At 59.7% G+C, this 20,571-nt stretch carries 12 protein-coding genes; 5 read left to right on the top strand and 7 right to left on the bottom strand.

The genetic code is table 11. The annotated features are described in order from the left end of the window. Positions 1-43 precede the first annotated feature (43 nt). The 6 genes from PLU72_16455 to PLU72_16430 all read right to left on the bottom strand — a co-directional run bounded on the left by PLU72_16455 (position 44) and on the right by PLU72_16430 (position 11,669). Positions 44-2,083 (bottom strand): DUF2723 domain-containing protein, encoded by a 2,040-nt coding sequence (locus PLU72_16455; protein ID HOT29770.1) that lies wholly within the window; start codon positions 2,081-2,083, stop codon positions 44-46. After that, on the bottom strand, positions 2,077-2,946 hold the full coding sequence (locus PLU72_16450; GenBank protein HOT29769.1) for a cyclic nucleotide-binding domain-containing protein: 870 nt from the start codon (positions 2,944-2,946) through the stop codon (positions 2,077-2,079). Before PLU72_16450 ends, PLU72_16455 begins: the two co-directional genes overlap by 7 nt. Before the next feature lie 13 nt (positions 2,947-2,959). Continuing rightward, on the bottom strand, positions 2,960-5,779 hold the full coding sequence (locus PLU72_16445) for an MFS transporter (protein HOT29768.1): 2,820 nt from the start codon (positions 5,777-5,779) through the stop codon (positions 2,960-2,962). A 32-nt stretch (positions 5,780-5,811) separates the two neighbouring features. Further along, complete coding sequence (locus tag PLU72_16440) at positions 5,812-6,765, bottom strand: type II secretion system F family protein (GenBank protein HOT29767.1); 954 nt, start codon at positions 6,763-6,765, stop codon at positions 5,812-5,814. A 38-nt stretch (positions 6,766-6,803) separates the two neighbouring features. Next, complete coding sequence (locus PLU72_16435; GenBank protein HOT29766.1) at positions 6,804-11,171, bottom strand: translocation/assembly module TamB domain-containing protein; 4,368 nt, start codon at positions 11,169-11,171, stop codon at positions 6,804-6,806. Between the two features lie 216 nt (positions 11,172-11,387). After that, positions 11,388-11,669, bottom strand: a complete 282-nt coding sequence (locus PLU72_16430) for an HU family DNA-binding protein (protein HOT29765.1) — start codon at positions 11,667-11,669, stop codon at positions 11,388-11,390. A gap of 505 nt (positions 11,670-12,174) precedes the next feature. Here PLU72_16430 and PLU72_16425 point away from each other — a divergent pair. The 5 genes from PLU72_16425 to PLU72_16405 all read left to right on the top strand — a co-directional run bounded on the left by PLU72_16425 (position 12,175) and on the right by PLU72_16405 (position 19,152). Beyond that, the gene (locus PLU72_16425) at positions 12,175-12,504 is read left to right on the top strand and encodes a hypothetical protein (GenBank protein HOT29764.1); all 330 of its coding nucleotides are present in this window, start codon (positions 12,175-12,177) and stop codon (positions 12,502-12,504) included. A gap of 285 nt (positions 12,505-12,789) precedes the next feature. Next, positions 12,790-13,161: a hypothetical protein gene (locus tag PLU72_16420; GenBank protein ID HOT29763.1), complete on the top strand. Its 372-nt coding sequence runs from the start codon at positions 12,790-12,792 to the stop codon at positions 13,159-13,161. Positions 13,162-13,251: 90 nt separating this feature from the next. Then, entirely contained in the window at positions 13,252-15,990 is a 2,739-nt protein-coding gene (locus PLU72_16415) for a carboxypeptidase regulatory-like domain-containing protein (protein HOT29762.1), read from the top strand. An 8-nt stretch (positions 15,991-15,998) separates the two neighbouring features. Continuing rightward, positions 15,999-16,922, top strand: coding sequence for a hypothetical protein (locus PLU72_16410; GenBank protein ID HOT29761.1), 924 nt, complete (start codon positions 15,999-16,001; stop codon positions 16,920-16,922). Positions 16,923-16,953: 31 nt separating this feature from the next. Continuing rightward, positions 16,954-19,152, top strand: coding sequence for a HEAT repeat domain-containing protein (locus PLU72_16405; protein ID HOT29760.1), 2,199 nt, complete (start codon positions 16,954-16,956; stop codon positions 19,150-19,152). 102 nt (positions 19,153-19,254) lie between these two features. Here the strand turns inward: PLU72_16405 and PLU72_16400 are convergent, their stop codons facing one another. After that, a complete protein-coding gene (locus PLU72_16400) occupies positions 19,255-20,352 on the bottom strand; it encodes a hypothetical protein (protein ID HOT29759.1) in 1,098 nt (365 codons plus the stop codon). Positions 20,353-20,571: the final 219 nt, after the last annotated feature.

Genomic DNA, 20,571 nt, shown 5'->3' with positions numbered 1-20,571 from the left:
AAGATGCGAGGCTGATGCATTATAGTCGGGGAGATAGGGGAAATCAAGGAATGTTTGGGGGGGCGGTAAATTCAGCGACAACGATACGCCCGGAACTCGGTGCGTCATCGATGCCACCCGATCTCCCCGAGAAAAACAGCGGGGCTCCGCCCATTCCGTTACGCAATCTGAACAGCTCGGTCGCACCCTCCGCATTCAGGGGGTGAGCTCCGGGCAGGACATCCGTAATCCACCCTTCAAGGGGCAAGTTGCCAACACTCACGGTGCACATCGTCAGCCGGACGTTCGTGCCCCATACTCGGTCAGGCACGACGATCGTCCGCTGAACGACAGCGTAGGCACGCGCATATCCGCTTTGCATCAGGGCATTTCCAATGGAAAGGAAGTGAATGTCGTGCCCCGTTTTCACGCCGGCATCAGCGAATCCCCTGCCGTCGTCATCGACGAGTTCCGCCTTCAACAGGCATGGATTGAAGCCTGCCCGGATCGGCATCATGTATCGGTACACGATCACGTCGCCTGGCAGAAGGGTATTCGAGGCGATTCGCCCCGCCTGCCCGCCAAGAGGGAGAACCTGCACGTCGGGATCGACCGCGATCGATGCGGACGATCCGATTTCGAGTCGACGCCACGTGGGCGGCAGCTCGTCAGCGAAGTCTGCCGCGTCGGGATTTCTGATCCGCCGGAGGTATCCCCACGATTCGACCATATATCGCTCGCCCAGAACCCTTGCGGAGCTCGCCGGGTAAATGAGGGACCCGAACAGAACTCCCCGCGCGACCTCGGGCTCGAGATCAGCCGCATCGGACGCGGTCAGCGCGTCGACGAGGCGAATGCCAAGATCGGGTCTGAACTTTCTGGTCAGGCGGAGGTAATACAACGGCCTGAACTCGATATCGTTGTTCATCATCAGCACGGAGCGTTCCGGAACGAGCGCCGCGATCCGCCTCGTGACGATCTCGGAATCGCGCGAACGGCCTTCGATCCTCGTCGCTGAGATGGGAACGGCGAGTCCGGTCGCCACCATCACGGCCAGCATCACGCTGGACACGTTTCCGCCCTGGTGGCGCGAGAGAAGGGACGCTCCCAGACCGCCGATCGCCATCAGCGTGGGAAGAAGCATCGTATGCGCTTCGAACGCGTTATAGTTGAGCACGAACCCCGTATTGACCGCGGTCAACCACAGACAGGCCCCGATGATGCGCCAGTCACGATTTTTTGCAAGAACGGCCGCCGTGGCCAAGATCGGCATCCAGATTCCGGCGCCGCTGACGACGGACAGCCAGCCTTTGAACCGTTCGAAAAGCTCGCCCGGCCCGAAGACGCCGATCGCATTCCGGTAATCGGCGCCGGTAAAGAACCTCCAGAACCCGTCGAGACCGCGTCCGATCATCGGATCGATGAGAATGCGGTTTTCATTCTGCAGCCGGACGAAGAGATCGAGGGTCGGAATGGCGCCGACCAGGAGCCCGCAGGCGATCCCAGCGCCGGACGATGCGTCGAGGCGTGATCTCAAGCCAGTCCCTTGGAGCGTGAAGAGGGCGCCTGCGGCGAGAAGGGCGAAGGTCGGCCTGTGCCCGATCCCGGCGGCGAGAAGCAGCCCCGTGGCCAGGCTTTTCCCGAAGCCGACCCTGCCTTCGCGGGCCGCCTGGGCGATAAGCATGAACGAGGCCAGAATGAAACATTCGAGGGTATATACTTCAGACGACGTGGCCTGTTCCCAGAAAGTCGGAACGAGAAGCAGCCAGATGCCTGCGCATGCGGCGATCCTCCGGCGGATCCCCCACCCCGCGAGCCATGCCGTCCACGCGCCAGCCGCCGCAGCGCCAAGGACGGCTGAAAGCAGGTTGACGCGCCAGGCGGGGTCGCCCCAGGGAACCAGCGCGATCGCCGCCGAGGCGAGCCGGGTGAACAGGGGGTATCCCGGCGAGTGCGGCACGTCGAGCGTGAGCGCAGCGCAGACGAGCTCCGGGGCGTTATACCAGCCGATGCCGGGTTGGAGGGTCGGCAGATAGAGGGCGAGCCCGGCGGCGAAGACGATGAGCGCGGCACCGAGACGCGATCGACCGGCCGCAATCAGCATTGGTCGAGCAGCGCGATCATGGCTTCGCGTTCCTGCGAATCCTCGGGAAATACGAACGTGAAGAACGCGACGTCCGCTTCGCTCCCCCGCGACTCGCGAAACTCGACGATGAACTTGTCGATATCCCTGCGGACTCTGCGCAGAAAAGCCCCCGCCCCGTCACGGTTCGCCTCGCACAGCATGATCACGGCTTTCGCGTTTCCGAGTCGTGCCGACAGGTCCGTGGGCCGCTGGTGCAGGCCGAACACCCTGCCGATCTCTCCGAGCAACTGCTCGAGATACACGTTTTCTCCCGAAACGGAACATTTCGCGACGATGAACGACAGGCCGACCACTTCCTTCTTCGCCTTCAGAAACTCGGTAGCCATGCATTCCGTGAAATACTCTCTCGAGTATAGTTTCGTCGTCTTGTCGAGGATCTGGCCCTCGAACGAGCGGAGTTTCAGGTTCGTGTCGCGCAGGCGCTGGTTCAGCTCCTTCATGATCCCAAGCGCGACCTCGGGGTATTCCGAGATCAACTCGCAGAAATCGTTTTTCCTCAGCACCAGCAGACGGGCGGCATCGCGGGCCATCGCCGACGCGGCACGGGGCTTGTCGTCGTAAAGGCCCATTTCCCCGAAAAAGTCTCCCGACTCGAACACCGCCAGCGTCTTCGTCTGCGGCGCGACGCCGGTGTAAATGGCAACCCGGCCCTCGACCACGAGATACATGCAATCGCCGGGACGGCCCTCCTGGAACAGCACTTCGCCGGCCGCGAACTCTTCCTCGCTTACGACCTCGGCGATCATGCGAAGTTCCTGGCTGTTCAGACTCCGGAAGATCGAAATGCGTTTCAGAAACAGAATTTTTTCAATCGTGATCATCTGTCTGCACCTGTCATCGCGCCGTCGCCGGCCCGGGAATTTCGGAACGCGTCATGCCGCCGGCGAGTTTCGCGATACTCCACGCGCAGACGGTGGCGATCTGGGATTGACCGGCATCTGCGGTCAGGATCTTCTTCAGCGCCGGCAGGAGATCGTCGATGCCGTTGATGCCGACGGTGTAGATCGCGGCTTCCTTCAGATTCTTTTCGATCGATACGAGATGCTTGCCGATCACCATGCGGGCCGTGCGCATCTCGATGCCGAACGTTCGTCGCCCGTATTCGGCGATCTGCTCGAGCGGCAGGCCTTCGAGTACGGGGACGATGTGGTAGATCAGCGTCCGCTCGCCCATCGATTGAAGGGCTTCGATGGCGTTGTTCATCATTTCCTGGTTCGGAGAATACAGCCCGCGGAAGACCGTCCTCGCCTCGCGGCTTTCTTCCGGGGCGACGAGGGCGAGAACCAGTTTCAGCAGTCCCAGGGCGCGCTCGTTCAGCAACATGCGCAGGAATTCGCCGCCCTCCGCCGGGAGTTCCCGGACGATGGTGAGTTCGTCGCACTTCATTTCGTAGATCGTGCGAATCTGGGCGAATCCGAACCGCGCGAGCCGATCCTGGATGCAGAGATCCTGAGAGAACCTCAGGAGCCTGACGGCGCTTTCCTGGGCATGGATCGAGGCCTGCGGGTCGTCGAGAATCATCAGGAGGTCGTTGAGGATATCGGGTCCCCAGCCTGACAGCGCTTCGAACGCGAGGCGCCGGTTGCGCGGACTCGAGTCGGAAAGCGCTTCGAGGAGGAGCGGCACGCTCTGTCGTGCGCGCACGCGGCCGACGATTCGGATGGCGAGGGTGCGGATCTCCCGGACCGAGTCGCGAATCAGCGCCTGGAGGACGTCGAGGTGCTCGTAGATTTCGCCCGCCTGGACCATCAGGTTCATCGAGCGCATCGCCGCGAGCCGAAGCTTGGGATCTTCGCTGAGCAGGAAGGGGCGGAGGTTGACCCAGAATCGTTCGTCGCGCGTGAGGCCAAGCGAATGGATGCCGAGGGCGACGGTATCCGAGTCTTTCTCGCACAGCATCTGCCGGAGGACGGAAAGCGCCTTCATCATCTGGCCGAGATCGCCGCCGCGGATCATTCCGGCAGCGGCCGTGGTGCGGTGGCGAATGTCGCCGCTGGAGAGGAACTCGGCGATGCGGGCGCGGATCTCGTCATCGTGTGGGTAGACGATGAGGGCTTTGAGCGCCGAGAGCCTGACTTCCGCGTCTGAGTGGCAGAGAGAGCGAAGCAGGAACTGCCTGGTGTCGGGTCCCGGAAACGACGAAAGCTTGTCGAGAAGAATGATGAGCAAAGAGGGTCGCGCATCGACGGCCTGGCGCAGAAGCGCGGCCCTGGCGGAGGATGACCCGTAACGGATCAGGAGGTCGGCCGCGAGCTCAGCGACTTCGTCGTTCTCGTCCTTGAGGGCTTCGATCACCAGGGCCTGGGTATGACCGTCGAGCGTGCCGAGGTCCTTCTCGTCGTCGGAGACGCTCTCGATCTGCGACCGGCGCAGCAGTTCGATGAGGCTCCGGCTGTAGACCTGGCGCTGCCCCCAGGCAAGGATCGACCAGACGGCCGCGAGCGCCACCGACACGGTCAGCAGCGCCCGCGTGTGCCCCTGCAGCATCATGATCATGATCCCCGCGGCGATGGTTCCGAGGGGGATCATGATGCCTTCGTTGAACGCGATCGACCGGGCGCGCCGTTTCGCCGGAATGGCGTTGTAGAAGAGGCTGATGACCGGGTGGAATACGGCCCGGCGGAGTCCCTCCTGGTTGAAGCGGGCGAAGACGCCGGGAAGAATCGTGTAGGACAACGCCGTTCCCGTGAAGGCGAGCAGGGTCGAGATCGGATAGAACAGGTTCGCGCTGCTGACGCCAAGAGTCTGAATCAGCCGACCCGTCACGATGCTCTGGATGGCGAGAGCCGCGAGGTTCGAGACGATGGTGTACACGCCGATGAAGCCGGCGAGAGCGGTTTCCGAGGTAAAATGGGCGTTGAATATTTCACTATATTGATACTCGATGAAATACCTGCAGATCGTCATCATGAACATCGACGCGGCGAGCAGCATCAGGAGGGGGGTCGAGACGACCGCCCGGGCTTCGTAGAACCATCGGTCGAGCCGCCCCTCGCCGGCGTATTTCGGTGGCGGCTCTTTCTCTTCGCGGGCCCACATGGCAGCCTTCAGCGATCGACCGCCGAAGGCGAACCATACCTCGCCGAGCCCGAGCATGAAGATCCAGATCCAGAGGAGGTTCACGGTTCCGAACCCGTCAGCCAGCACTCTCACGGAAAGACCGCCGGCGATGGAACCTGCGACGGCCCCCCCGAGGATGATCGGAATCAGCCGTTTCGAGTCGAGGGTGTTGAACTGTCCCGACAGGAGAATCGTGAAATGAGCGGCGAGAACGGTCGCCAGGATGTTCTGTACGATATACAACAAAGGATATCCTACGGCCGTTCCGGCGATCGTCCATCCGCCGTCGATAAGGAACAGGCAGACAAGCACCGCCGAGACGGCGACGACCCCTAGCACGGAGGAGAGGCGCCTCCGCTCGATTCGCTGTTGGAGAAGGTCATACGCGATGCCGATCGGGATCGCGAAGAGAGAGCAGAGGATGAACATCTTCGGGAGATGCTCGACGCCGACCCGCTTGAGGAACAGGGTTTCGCCGACCGACTCGCCGATCGTGAGCCCCGTCCAGAGCAGGGTGTTGAGCAGTCCGAAATACGCCAGCTCGCCCCATTCGTCGGGGCGGATGTTCAACAACCGCTCGAGTCGCTCCCGCACCAGTCGTAGCTCTCCCGGGGGGCAAGAGTCCCTTATTTCATCAGGGTGGTCAACGTGTTCTGCCAGTATCCGACGATCTTGTACCCGACGTACATCGCCACGAGCAGGAAGAGAAGCGCCGGCAGGATTTTCATCGCCATGCCGACGCGGTTCGACGCCTCCTGCTCGAAGTAACTCGCCGTCTTTTCGAGCATTTCCGAGAGCCGGCCGCTCTGCTCTCCGACGGCGATCATTTCGCGGAGGGTCCCCGGGAGACAGCCGGCCTGCTCGAGGCCTGCGCTGAGACCCTTCCCGCTGCCGACGTGTTTTGGCAGGTGCTGCAGCTGGTTCTGGAGCCAGGGATTCCCGCTCACGCTAATCGCCGTTTCGAGCGACTGGATGAGCGGCACGCCGGCGGCGAGGCCGACGGCGAGGGTTCTGGTGAACCTGGCCAGGGCGGTCTGGCGCATGATCCCGCCGATGAACGGAACATGCACGAGAACCGCATCCAGCGATCCGCCGAGGCTCGAGTTCCACGCCAGCGTCCCGCCGAAAATCGCTCCGGCGTAGATAACCAGGTTTCCGATCGCCCACGGAAGGGCGGTCGACCATTCCTGGCCTGCCTGGATCGCGTTGATGATCGGCAGCATGAAGAACGCGATGCCGAGAACGAACCCGGGGTACAGCATCGCATTCACGATATCGTGCTGCAACATGACCTCGCGGTCGGAGTGCTGGGCGAGCGATGAGCAGACCTTGTCAAGACAGCCGGCTTCTTCGCCGAACTTGATGAAACTGACGTGCAGCCGGGTGAACGGCTTGCCGACCTGTTCCATCGCCCCGGAAAATGACGCCCCCCCGTCGACCAGTTTCGCGATTCGCTCGACTTTCCCGCGCAGACCCCACGCCGGCAGGTTTGCCGAAATAAGCTGAAGGGAACGGACCAGCGGGATGCCGGACCCCAGGGACGTTTCCATCTGGAGGAAAAAATTTCTCAGATCGCTCATGGTTCACCTCTTTCGCCCGTTTTATCCTGCCGGGACGTTCAGAATCTCCAGTCGTATTTTACGCCAATTCTCGTCTGATTGCGCGGTTTTTCGATTTCGATGTTGATGAAGAACCCTTTCGGCAGGCGGTATTCGAAAATGTACGTCTTGTCGCCTTCGTTCGACAGGGTGCCTTCGTACGCGATGAATAGATTTCTTCCGATATATTTACCGACCCTGAGGAACGAACTCGTGATGCCGGTGCGCCGGTCGAACAGCGAGCCGAAAAACACCTCGTCGAGGTTCAGCGCCGTGGAGATCGTCGAGCCGAGAAGCCCGGACAGATACGTGTTCTTGAGGCCCTCCAGGATCTCTTTCTCGAACAGGTCTTTCGAATCAGACTGGCGCGCCTCTTCCATGCTCCGGCCGAGGGTCAAAAGGGCGATCAGGTCGCTTTCCGCGAGCGGCGGCGACGAGTGAAGACGCGGCGTGAGCGATGAAACCGTCCCGTCGAGCGTCAGGTAGATCTGCGTATTCTGTACGTTCGTGACGGATTTGATGTAGAGATACGGGTTGATCTGCTCGTCCTGTTCGCCGAACCTGATCTCGCCGTTCTCCAACTGGAACTTCCTGCGCTGGAAAAACAGCCATCCCTGGACGCTCTGGATCATGCCGCCGAGATGGAACTTCTCGAGGTCGCCGAACGCGCTGAACGAACCGCGCATTTCGGCGTTGATGAACGAGTTCTTGACCCAGAAGTTCCTCGGGATCTCGACGTCGAACCGATAATCGAGGCTTTCGAGCGGCAAGCGCAGCTTGAAATCGGGCGAAGTCCTGAATTCACCGACCTGGGCGCGGCCTTTGGGGATCCTGATCTTTCCGCGGACGACGGGGCGGTACATCGTGCCCCCGAGATCGAACGAGGCGCTCGCGCCGTTGATGTCGATGCCGTTCCAATTCAGGTCGAGCTTCTGACCGGAAAGTTTTGCCGAGACTGAGCCAATGCCTGACTGGAAATCGATGTTGCCTCCGCCCTCGAAGACGCCGCGCCCCATCGTCGCCCTGAGCGGGTCGAGCCTGATGAGACCGTCCTTCGTCGTGAGGCCGATGTCAACCTGCCTGAGCGGCTTGTTCATGCCCCGCAGACCCAGTTGATCCGCTCGGAATGCCATCGATCCAGCGACGACAGGCGCTTTCGGCTTCCCCGTGAACCTCAGGGATGCCTGAATGCTTCCGCTCGCGTTGCTGAATACCTCCGGCAGCAGGAGCGGAAGATCGTTGATGGGAGACGAGGCGATGTCGAGCGCGAGATCCATCGAGTCGGGCGCGCCGCTTCCGGGAAGGGGGATCCCTCCGGAAACGCCGATGCTCATCTGGTTCAGCTTCACCGTGACGTAGGCAAGCTTCAGTTTGTCGGGCGTCAGACCGATATTGCCCGTGATTTCGGGGATCGAACGGTTATTGAAGGTCAGGTTTTTCACGTTGATGTTGGAATCGAGCCGCAGAGCCGGATACGAGCCGACGATTCCACCGTCGAACGACAGGCTTCCGCCGACCGTCCAGTCGGGGATCTCGAGGAGGGTTCCGAGTGCGAGAAGCGAAAAGTCGCGACCGGTGAGGGTCATGGCGGTCCTGCCGGCCGGATCCCAGACGCCTTCGATGCCGAACAGCCCCTGCCGGTATTTCAGCTCGAAGGAACGAAGTTCGACGATGCCGTTCTGGTAGAGAAACCGCATCGGCCTGTTCGCCACGATGAGATCATCGCCGCGCCTGATCTCGAGAGCTTGTATATTCGCTTCTATACGATCCGGTTTCGCCTCCCCGATGCGACCCTCGAGCCGGCCGGAACCCGTGACGAGAAGATCGCCCGACTGGAAGCTCCGGAACCCATACGCCGCAGGAAGCGCCGAAAGGTCCGTCCGATCCATCCGGCACGTGATGTCGTATGAATTTCGGCCATCGAACCGCACCGATCCGTCGAGCTTTACTCCCAGCCGGTCGAATGCGGCGTTTTCCATCCGTGCCCCGTTCGTGTCGAGGACGATTTCGCCGCCGCCGTTTCCGAGGAAGCGGTCACCGATGCCGAGATCGCGCACGACCACCCGCAGCGCTCCCGAGGGCGAGCTCTCGTTCCAGAGAATCGTCCCGTCGGCGCTCAGAATGCCTCGAAGCGGTGACGGGGCCTTCAGTAAGACACCCAGAACATTCAAGTCGACCTCGTGAAGGCCAAGTTCGCCGGTATACCCGTCGTTCGGAACCTGATGCCCCTTCAGGGCGATGCGACCATCCCCGATTCTCGCGGCTGTCTCGAACTTCTCGAGGCGCCCACCCCGCAGGATGCCGCCAATGGAAAGCTCATCGATCGTTGCGGAAGCGAGCGTGATCTTGCTGCCGGAAACCGAAAAATTCCAGATCATCGCCTCGGTTTCCGCCGGAATCTGCTCGAACATGGCGTTTAAACGCCCGTCAGGCTCGAGGCGCCTCCATTCTTCGGGCAGACGGTCGGCAAACTGCGCCAAGGCGACATGGACGATATCGAACCGGCTCGCCGTCATCCTGCCGGCGTTCAGATCGACATTCAGATATCCGGAGATCGCACCGCCCGCCGCGAGATCTGCCTGCAGTTCGTCCAGGGCGAGAGACGCCCGCCCGCCCGTGACACGGGCTCGAAGCATCGATATGGGCCGGTCCCATAATCTCGCACGGTCGGTCCAGAGTTCTCCGGCATACCGGGGAGCGGATGGGACACCGGCCACGTCGGCCCTGAAGTTACAGGTCCCCTTCACGACATCCGCGTCGATACCGAGAAATTCCGCCGGAACGTCCCGGCCGGCAAGCTCCCCTTCAATGTGTCCGTCCGAGACGATGCCTTCGAACGCTATCTGTCCGCCGGGAAGCCGCAGGACCGGATTTCGTAGCGACCACGCCCCCCGGTCCCAGGTGATATGTCCCTCGAGCCTCTCGACGACGCGCCCCGGGAACTTCGGCCGGTCGATGGCGACAAAGCCGGTCACGCATGCATCCTCGAGCCGAGTGGGATTTCCCGACACATGAAAGGTTCCGGAGAAAATTCCTTGGAGTTCTTTAGGAATATATTGAATTCGATCGCTTCTGATGGCGGCGATCGAGAGATCGGCATCCCCGAGACTCGTGTCGGGATCATACGTGCCTTCGGCGTCGCATCGGCCCGTCGAGGAGCGCACCGCTGCGGTATATCGTATTTTCCGGCCTTCGGTTCGGAGAGAGAAACTGGCCGTTTCGACCGGCACGCCTTCGACGAGGAAGCCGTCCAGGCGGCCGGCGACGTCGCCCTGCCAGGGTTTGCCGTGGGGACGCCTCACGTTGAAGCGCAGCCTGGCGGCGCCCGGCTCGACGGCCGCCGTCACGGGTGCGAATGCCTCGATCAGGCTCCACGTATCGGTCGAAACATCGGCTGTTCCGCTGGCGCCGATTCCCCATCCCGGCCCGGATCCGTCTATGACGGACTCGACAAGGATGCTGTCGCGGGCATGGCCTCCATCCAGGCGACAGTTCCATGTTCCATGAGCATTCGGAGCCGTCTGAATCGTTCCGTTCCATTTCGTCGTGAGACGATCCCGAGTGACAGCAAGGTCGCTGACGCGAAGTCGTCCCTTCAATTCGTTTCTGAAGAGCGCGTCAAGCCGCGCGTCCAGCTTTTCGAGACGCTCCCGCAGGTTTCCCGTCCATCGGAGCGATACTGTGGCGCTGCCGCTTTCCACCGCGATTCCCCACAACCAGAGGACGGGATACAGGGCCGTCAACCTCGGAATATCAACGTCATTCCAGTCGATCGCGACCGACCCGGTACCAAGGTCGAACGGAATCCGGAACGATACCGATGCCACGCCGCCGAGAGGATTCCGAGCCACTCCCAATTGGCCGGCATACTCACCGGCCACACGCCGGGCGTCGAGTTCCAGCGCATCGATCGTGAACGTCCCCACGACCGTATGTACGCGTATATTCCTCGCGATGAAACGGTTTATCGGCATCGTTCCCGGGTATTCCCCGGTCTGCAATTTCCGTTCAGGAAGCTTCAGGTGATCGAGATCGACATCGATATCACGGGCTTCGAACAGATGGACAGGCGCATCTCCCGCTAGGACGCTGAGAACCGAGGTGCCGGAGGCAAGACGAATGCCGGCTTCCCGGATCGTGAGAAAAGCCACGGAAGAGGCATTCTCGAGGGCGGCGTTCGAAAGGGTTCCAGTGCCTTCCGATCCGTTGATTTTCAGCGACTCATACCGCAGTCGAGAACCTGTCTGCGTTTTGATGGCGGATTTGAGAAGCGATGCGAGGGGGGACGGAAGTTCGACTCGACTTGTCCATCCACGGTAAAGGAGAATACCAGCGAAGATCGAGAACAGGACAATCGATGCGATAGCCGCACGCAGAAGCTTCATCATGCCTTCAGCCTGCCGGAACGCACTGCACGAGGACCGATGGACGTCATGAGAGAACGAGTCACTGTCTGGATCTCACAGGGGTATGGAACCCGAAAGGGAATACGGCATCATACCCCAGAACGTCGAGAGAAGTAAGGGGCGTTTCTGAAGATTTTTTTGAAAAAAAACCCGGTCTTGTCGACCGGGCTTTTTATAAGGACGAGTCCGAGGGGCGGATTATTTCCCCTTGGAGACCATTTCCTTGAGCTCCTTGCCGGGCTTGAACTTGACGACCTTCTTGGCCTGGATGTTGATGGGCTTCTTGGTCTGGGGATTGACGCCCTTGCGAGCAGCGCGCTTGGAAACTTCGAAGGAGCCGAAGCCGATGAGCTGAATCTTGTTGCCCTTCTTGAGGGTGTCCTTGAAGGTGTCGAGCATGGTCTCAAGAGCCTTCTGAGCGGCGGCCTGATTCAGCTTGGCCTTCTGGGCAATGGTCTTCACGAGATCTGCTTTGTTCATCCTGATTGTATCTCCCTTCAGATTTGTTTTTGAGGACTATGATGGGATTATATGAAGCATGATTTGCGAATGTCAAGTGGGGCAAAATATTTTTTTTTGCACCAACTCATCATCTCCCGTTGCACGCATCCGGTGAGGGCTATGACATGCCGATATCACCTCTATCTCCCCTGGCTCAGGGCTTCATGGTGCATTTATGCGGGGATGCCGATCATCAAGAAATGCATGAATCACCAGCCTCCGGCCTTCACCCATTCATACCCTCACACATGTTGCCGGGTGACGACTCTCTCAATCTCTCTGACCAACAATCCATGCCTCTCTTGACATTCCACTATTGACTACCCTCCGTCCGGCTCGCGAACGCACCGTTCACATGTCATCTGAACGGCGCCCGAAGGCTTTTCGAACTGCATATTGTCATTTATATATTCTCATGCCGATGTGTACGTTCGCCCATTATGGTATTCTTTATGTACATTTTTTCAATCGGAGAAGTACACGGATGAACATATCGAGACGCGGCTCAGGCATCATTATGCTCATTCTGGCGGTTCTCGTCATAGCCGTCGGCTCCCTCATGGCAACCAGGTCGTTCGTCCCGACAGGCGGCAATGAAGGTCCCACTCCCGTTCAGCGAAGCTGGGATGCCGTCTGCGCCGCCAACAGATCGCTGATCACCCAGCAACTTCAACTCTACTCATTGAACAATCCTCCGATGAAAGACCTCGATCTCAAGCGTCTGTTTTCCGGCAGCTTCAATCTCCCGCAAGGCTGTCCGTGCTCCTATTCCTTCGATCAGTCCGGGAGCGTCGTCTGCAATACACATCGCTGACCCGATGACGGACCTCGCGCCCCTTCGCCCTCCCGGACCATCCGTGAATCTGCACCGATGAATGTCTTTCTGTTCCTGACCACGGTCGTACTGGTTTTCGTTTTCGTTTTTCCCCTGATGCGTCTCTTCGCGGTAAAGTGCGGCATCATCCACGCAAGCCACGAATTTCCTTCGCATCCAGACCAAACGGGTACATCTTCCAGTTCTCTGCATTCGCTGGCGGTATCCGAGGGTGACGACGTCTGTTCAATGCCCTCGCGCGGTCGCAGCGGGCTTCGATATGCCTTGTCATCCGTTGCAGGCGTCGTGTTCCTGTATTACATCGCTTCAGGCCGGTTTTCCATCGACGCCATGTACACCCTGTCTGAGACCGATCGCGATCATTCCATCGCCACGGCATCGGAACCGCACGGCATCGATTGGAAAGTCGTCGATGGCGTCAGATGGTTTCGCGTAATAGGTACGGATTCCGCCGGCATCCCGTACAACGGCTGGATTTCCGAGTTATTCCTCAGAGATGCGCCTCCCGAACCGAGTTCAGAAACGAAAGGCATCATGGAAAAAATCGGTCTTCCATCCGTCAAGGAAAAAATCGAAGGCGCCAGGCAGCTCCGCAAGATAGGAAAGGCTCTCGAACAGGCCCTTACAAAAGACTGAGCCGCATCGTCTTTTTCTTCGCTCTTCGCATCTGACGACGATCTGCCGATACGAATACTGGATTATTATTTTTCGCGATGGGGGCGAATCATGGTTAAACGGATACCCGGTTGGATCACAGGGGCTTTCCTTCTTGCGCTCTGCCTGCTCGTGATTTATGGCAGCGGCTGCAAGGAAGGGAACAATTCCACCCCCATATCCATGACTCTTTCCGGCATTCAGGCCACCAGCGGCACGCTCGACGAATTCTCCGGCACTTTTTCGATCAAGGGGTACGTCAAGAACGACGGCATGCCCGTCGTCAACCTGCCCGTGGAATTGTTCGTCGGCAACAAGGAGGTCGCATCGCCCGTCCAGACGGCGGGAAACGGCCAGTTCATCTTCTCAAACCTCGGGCCCGCTCTGTACACGCTTCGGGTCGGTCATGGCTCAGCAACCTTCACTGAGATGCTGTATCCGGTCTATGTGACCGAAGACGGGGCCCAGTCGCCCGCCGACCTCGTCATTCCGATCGAACTCCGGAATCCGAACGTCATTCCGGCATCGGGCACGCTCGAGGCGTATGTCGTCGATGCGTCGACGAACAACCCCATCATGCTGGCGACCGCTTCTCTTTCCGTGTATTCCGGCGGCGTCTGGGTTCCCCAGAATCGCACGACTCTGACGGACGGCAGCGGCTATTTCTTTTTCAGCGACGTGCTGCCCGGGCTGTACACATTGAACATTCAAAAGGCGGGATATGCATCGATGGCGTATCCCGTGAATCTCCAGAGTACCGGCGCGATGAGCCCGTCGAAGCCGAAGATCCCGCTCACGTTCATTTCCTCTGTTCCCACGATCACGGGCACGATTTCCGGATATGCGAAAGATGTTTCCGGGAAAGTCATTCCCCAGATTACGATAACCGTCAAGGACTCCAAAACGGGCATCCAGGTCACCGGAAGCCCGAGAGTCACGACCACCGAGGGAAAATTCACCTTCGACAATCTGCCGATCGGCGAATACGCGATCACGGCGGCAGGCGTCGGATATACATCCGTCACACGGACGTCGTATATCAGGAACGACGGAACGGCCGATCCATCCTCGACGGATCTCATTCTCGCCCCGATCACGGCGATCACCGGCTCACTCGTCGGTTACGTGAAGCTGGAAAACGGCACGCCGTTGCCGGAAATCACCATCACCGTCACCAACATCAATACGGGCCTCGCCATCGCCGGCAGTCCTCGGAGGACGACGACCGAAGGCAAATACATCTTCGAGAGTGTTCCCGTGGGTGATTACACGGTTTCCGCCACGGGCGCCGGCTACTCGACCGCCACCCGCACCTGTTACATCAGGAGTGACGGGACGGCAGATCCGGTCACGACTCAGATCGCTCTCACCCGCGTGACCGATATCAAGGGCACCATCACCGGGTTTGCCAGGCTCGACATCACGAACGCCGTCCTTCCCGAAATCACCGTCACGGCCAAAAACGTCGGCACCGGTCTGTTCGTGGCCGGCAGTCCTCGAAAAACCACATCGGAAGGCCGGTATTCGTTCTACGACCTTCCCCCGGGCGAATACACCGTGACCGCCTCCGGAACCGGGTATACCGAAGTGACGCGCACCTGCTATATCAAGACCGACGGAGCGGCCGATCCTCCGTCGACGGATCTGATTCTTTCCTATTCTATGGCAAGCTCGAAGATCGAGGCATACGTCATCGATGCGTCGACTAACGCCGGCATCGGTCTCGCCGACGTGTCGCTTTCCAAATACGACGAAGACACCGGCCTGTGGAACGCGCTCGGCTTGAACACCGTCACGAACGGAAGCGGCTACTTCTCATTCTCCGGCATCGATCCGGGGTTGTATCTTGCCGCCGTCTCGAAGACCGGCTACGTTTCGAGAGATTACGCCATCACCATCAAGGAAGACGGCACCAAGGATCCTGCCATGCCCAGGATCACCTTGACCTCCGTTGCCCAGGCCATCGTCGGCAACGTCGTCGGCACCGTGAAACTCGATACGACCGGCCTGGCGATTCCCGAGATTTCCGTCAGTCTCAAGAACGGCAGCAACGCCCACGTGACGGGCAGCCCGCTCAAGACGACGGCGGACGGCAAGTTCGGCTTCTACGGACTCGTGCCTGGAACCTACACGCTCAACGCATCAGGCACGAACTACACCTCCGTGACACGCACCTGCTATATCCTCAACAATGGAACCTCCGACCCCACCTCGACGAATATCGTCCTGTCGCGAGATCCGGCGACCGGGAACATCATCGGCTACGTGAAATACGGGACCGCCGCTCTGCCGGAAATTTCCGTCACCGTGCGTGACAGCAACGGCGATCAGGTGGCCTCAAGCCCGTTCATCACGACCCAGGACGGCAAGTTCGCGGCATACGATCTCGGCGCCGGTGTGTATACGATATCAGTCAACGCCGCCGGATATCTCCCGGTGACGAGAACGGTCTATATTGCAACGAATGGAATCGTCGATCCCGCAACGTCGAACATTTCTCTCACCCCCGATCCCTCGGTCGTCGGAACGGTCATCGGCTACGTGCGGCTCGCCAGTACCAGCGCCGCAATCCCGGAAGTCGACGTCAGGCTTGAAGACAGTAACGGGGATCCCGTGGGCGGCACCATCAAGACGACTTCCGAAGGAAAGTTCCTCTTCGAGAACCTCCGGCCCGACACCTACTCGATCATCGTTCCCGGTACCGTTGCCGGCGTACCAACATATGTCGCCGTGACACGAACGTGCTACATCAGGAGCAACGGAGCATCCGATCCCGCTCAGACGATCGTTTCCGTCGTCCATCTGCCGTGAGAACGACCATGAACAGATATCTTGCAACGATTCTTCTCGCGTTCGCCATGCCGATGGCCGCCTCCGCGATGATGCTGAGCGAAGACGAGGGCTTCGAGTGGAAGACCGAGCGCACGGGCTCCGTCGAAAAGATCTACGATACGGAACCGCCGCTCTCCTTCGCATCCGACACGCCCCGGACTGGATTCTGCCTCTCCGGGACGAGCGGCCTGATCGCCGTTCCCACCCCCGACTTCCAGACGAACCGTACGGGCGGCTTCTCGTTCAAGACGGGCGTCACCAAGCGTGATATTATCGTTGATAATATAAAATACGATCTCGAGAAGAACGAACACTGGGTGTCGGCGGCGTATTCGCTCCAGCCGAATCTCGAGGTATCGCTCAACCATCTTCGCTACAAGCGCTCTTCGGCGCCCTACATCGGGGTCCTGAACTATTCCGAGGATTCGACCGGCTTCGGGATGAAATACTCGGCTCACGCCGGTTCGCAGGATCTTTGCTTCGGCGGCATGTTCGCCCCGATGTCGGCTGTCCAGATCAACAACGCCGACCTCGTCCAGATCGAACACCTCCGCAACGTCTACCTCACCCTCGGAGAAAAGCTCTCGGAAAAACTCCGCGGATATCTGAACCTCAAACACTGCTTCACCGACGAACAGGACATCGTTTTTCCCTCAGGTAGAAAGCTCCATTACGACAAGAAGGAGTTTCTCGTCAGCGCCGTCGCTTTCGATTACGCGCCCCAAAAAAACGTCAGCATCATGCTCGAAAGCCAGTTTCTGAACTATCGCGACTTCTATAACGACTCCGGCGACCGCATCTCGCTGAACGCCGGCGTCCGCGGCGGTTCGGACACCGTCCAGGCCGAACTCTTCGTCACCTCGATCAACGTCGAACCCGACGTACGGTTCGGCCTCAACTTCGGGTTCTGACCATGCCCCATCTTCCGGGACCGGCCGCCCCATGACAACCTCTTCATCGAACTTCGCGACGGAAGAGATCAAATCGACGCTTCGAAGCGGCGACGGAACCCTCGTTCTCGATCTCCTCGCCGAGATCGAAGCCTCGCCGTTCGCGAAGCAGGTCGTCGAAGCCCTTCAGCAGACGCTTCCCGAGATCAAAGACTCCGTTCTCGCCTTCCAGGTCGCGAAAACCGTCAAGTACCAACTGCTCAAACTCCGGGGGGCCGTCCAGCCCTCGACCCTTGCCGATCTCCAGGCCGTCCTCTCGGATCCCGCGAAGCGCGAGGACCTCGCGCTCGTCATGACGCGTCTCGAATCCTCCGATGCGTTTCTCGCGAACGATTTGCTCCGAAGTTCCGCGTGGAACACACTCCCTCCCGAAGTCCTTCCCTCGATCTGCACCTACTTCAAGCGGTTCGGCGACATCAGGGATTCGGACGCGCTCGTCGAACTGTGCCGACACCCCCAACCCGTCGTCCTGGCCGCGGCACTCGATGCCCTCGAGAAAATCGACCCGGACAACCTGCAAAGTCTTGTCACGCCCCTTCTCGACAATCCCAACCCCGGCATCCGCGCGAAAGCCATCAAAAGCCTCTATCGCTGGGATAAACCACATGCCCTCCGATATCTTGTCGAACTGATGTTCGCGCAGGAACCGACGGAACGAACCCTCGCGCTTCATCACGCCGCCTCCTTCCCGTATGCCGAAATCGAGCCCCACCTTCTCCGATTCGCCGCCGAAGTCGATGATCCGCGGCTCCTGCTGCGGGTGAGCCTCATCTTCAAGGCGAACGCGCATGTCGAGCTTCCCTTTCGCCTCTACTGGATCTGCCGCAATCTCCGTGGACAGCACCAGAACCTCGTCAAGGGCATTCTGCTCGGTGTCGCGCGCGCGCTCGCAGATACGGGAAAAATTTCGATGAGCGCGCAGGAGTTCCTGGATCAGCTCAAATTACGCGTCAGGAAGGAGGAAGAACGGCTTCTCCGGGCTTCGCTCTCGATCATTTCGGAGCCGCCCACGCTCCCGCCTTCCGCCAACCCGACTTCCGGCGTCGATCAGGCCACATCCCCGAAGCCAGACGTTCAGTCGCTCCCAACGGATCCGACAGCTGCCCTTTCGACATCGTCGTCGGAAAACGCTTTTTTACCGGATATCGATTCGATCGACGCACACTCCGGAGCCGTTGAATCGGATACGGCGATGAAATCGACGCCTCTCCCCACAAATATCGATGAGTATGATTCGCTCGACGCGACCGCTCGCATTCAGCTGCTCAACCGATTGTCGATCGACGGATACCGGCTCCTCAAATCCCGGCTTCCCTCTCTCATCCGCGATGCTCGCGGCAAGGAACTCGGAGCACTGATCAAAGTCATCGGAAGGTTTGGCTCGTCGGAAGACGCCCAGATCGTGCGGCCGTTTCTCGCGAAGGAGAATCCCGACGAGGTTTCCGCCGCCATCGACGCCCTCTCGAAACTCGACTCCGAGTATCTGTGCATCTACCTGCCGCAGCTCATGCAGCACAAGAACGGCAAGATACGCATGAACGCAACCCGAGCGTTCGGCGGTATCGACCGGAACCAGATTAAAAGCCTCGTTTCGAGTCTCCTGATGTCCAACAGCGTCCGACAGCGGGCCCTCGGCATCCCTGCCGCTACGCTCGTCGATTTCGGCCTCGTCCGCGAACCACTGCTCAAAGCCTTTCACCAGGAAACGAATCCCGAGCTGGTTGAAAAAATCGGCCTCATCCTCTGCTCGAACCCCGACCGAGAAATCCTGCATTCCGTCGCCCTGGCCGTCGAAGCGGCCCCCGTCGGCATCGCGGAGCAGAAGCAGGCCGTTCTGAAACAACTCGCCGAGAAGCTTTCCATCGCGCTCGACAAAATTTCCTCGCCGGAGGAGCTCCTCGCCGGCGAAACGGCGACGCTGGAAAAACAAAAATCTCCCGAAACGTCCATCCAGGAGACGGGGTCCTGCGTTTCCCCCGGACAGCCCGCCTCTGCCTCGACGGCGTCGAAAGAAAAGATCGCAAAGGCTTTCCAGTCCGACCCCATCGTTCGGCAGGTAAAGCCCGAGCAGGCAGAGCAGGAACGGAAAGAACAGCGTGCGAAAATGACGATCTTCGTCTGGATCCTCGTCGCCGTCGTCTGGGGCGCGATGCTCGTCTCGATCCTCTCCCGTTTCCTCTTCGGCGAATAATGGCAGATGCTGCGTAGGGGCGGGTTTCAAACCCGCCCCTACGCACGCTTTTGGGGAATCGGCTCACCCCCCGTTACGATGGGGTGGGCAGGGATTGTTCCGTCAGTGGACCGTGAGGGAGCCGGCGGAGTTCACGGCCTGCAGGGCTTCTTGCTCGAGTTCGAAGTATTCTTCCGCCACCCTGTTTTCATCGGCCTCGAATCCTTTGCCGCCCATGGGATACAGGCTCCGGATCGTGCCGCCCATGGTGTACAGCTGCCAGGTGAAGGTCCGGCCGTTCACGGCCGCGTCGAACGTGAGCGCGCCGGGAACGGAACCAAACTTGCGGGCGCTTTCGATGGCGATGTGCCCAAGCGCAAGAAGGGCCTGCGCCGAGCAGCCGACCGTGAACCCGCCTTTCTTCTTCTTCGCGTTCGGCAGGGGGCCCGAGCCGTCCGGGTCCCAGGTGAAGGCGCCGGTGTAGGCGAACTCGCTGCCGGCGTTATCGAGCGTGCTGACGTATTTCGCGTTCCCGTTCTGCTCGTCGCGATAGAACTTGTACCACCAGTGGTATCCGCTCACGCCGGTTCCCTTGATCTCGCCGCAGATGACGTGTTCGAAGCCGGCGCCCGATCCGAACCAGTTGCGCTTGAGATCCGACAACGTCGTTCCTGTCGATGAGAGGGCCTGCTTGATCACGGGGTCGTTCGCGATCGAAGCCAGATACGCATCGATTTCCTTCCCGAGCCGCGTGCTGTCATCCGTTCCGACGCGGGGATCGAACTGGACCGCAAGGCGGTAGGCGGTTTCATAACTCGCAGGAACCTTGTCCGTAATGGGCTTGAACAGATTCGTGCGGAGCCCCTCGTTCTTTTTGACATCGACCGCGTCACGATCGAGGGCGGGAATCGGCGCCGCGGCCTTCGCGATCGCGTCACGGATCGCCTCCGTGTTTCCGCCGGCGCGAACCGACGAACAGGACGTGGGATTCTGCGAGCGGAATCTCGTTTCGGCCCTCGCGACAGCCGTTTCAAAATCGGCGTCATCAACGATCAGGCCAGCGGCGATGCTGTTTTCGAGCGTCCGCTTCAGCGAGGCATCCTGGATTCCCGCAAGGCGGGACTTCCAATCGATGCCTTCCTGACCGAAGGACGCCGGCACGATGCCGCAAAGAAGAGAAAAGATACCAATGGAAATACAATACCGGGAAATACTGCGCATGCGTTACTCCATACTCATGATAGTGATACGCGCAAACAACAGGGAATGAGGGCCAGAGGACGATACACGATACTCGCTCGGACGATACGGTGTCCGAATACAACTCCATTTTATGGGTTCCTCCCTCCAAAAACAAGCCCCCATATTACACATTTTTTTCCCGGTGTACCGCACCCGATTGTTTGGACACAAGTTTGACATGACATTATGCCGCGATTC

It is taken from the genome of Candidatus Ozemobacteraceae bacterium (assembly GCA_035373905.1).
Classification (GTDB): domain Bacteria; phylum Muiribacteriota; class Ozemobacteria; order Ozemobacterales; family Ozemobacteraceae; genus MWAR01.
Note: the sequence above shows the minus strand (reverse complement) of the source record. Positions and strands in the feature narration are given on the sequence as shown.

What these genes read in the sequence shown, in the direction of transcription:
- PLU72_16440 (HOT29767.1), bottom strand. Translation starts at nt 6,765, where the DNA reads ATGAGCGATCTGAGAAATTTTTTCCTCCAGATGGAAACGTCCCTGGGG.
- PLU72_16415 (HOT29762.1), top strand. Translation starts at nt 13,252, where the DNA reads ATGGTTAAACGGATACCCGGTTGGATCACAGGGGCTTTCCTTCTTGCG.
- PLU72_16455 (HOT29770.1), bottom strand. Translation starts at nt 2,083, where the DNA reads ATGCTGATTGCGGCCGGTCGATCGCGTCTCGGTGCCGCGCTCATCGTC.
- PLU72_16400 (HOT29759.1), bottom strand. Translation starts at nt 20,352, where the DNA reads ATGCGCAGTATTTCCCGGTATTGTATTTCCATTGGTATCTTTTCTCTT.
- PLU72_16405 (HOT29760.1), top strand. Translation starts at nt 16,954, where the DNA reads ATGACAACCTCTTCATCGAACTTCGCGACGGAAGAGATCAAATCGACG.
- PLU72_16435 (HOT29766.1), bottom strand. Translation starts at nt 11,171, where the DNA reads ATGATGAAGCTTCTGCGTGCGGCTATCGCATCGATTGTCCTGTTCTCG.
- PLU72_16425 (HOT29764.1), top strand. Translation starts at nt 12,175, where the DNA reads ATGAACATATCGAGACGCGGCTCAGGCATCATTATGCTCATTCTGGCG.
- PLU72_16410 (HOT29761.1), top strand. Translation starts at nt 15,999, where the DNA reads ATGAACAGATATCTTGCAACGATTCTTCTCGCGTTCGCCATGCCGATG.
- PLU72_16450 (HOT29769.1), bottom strand. Translation starts at nt 2,946, where the DNA reads ATGATCACGATTGAAAAAATTCTGTTTCTGAAACGCATTTCGATCTTC.
- PLU72_16430 (HOT29765.1), bottom strand. Translation starts at nt 11,669, where the DNA reads ATGAACAAAGCAGATCTCGTGAAGACCATTGCCCAGAAGGCCAAGCTG.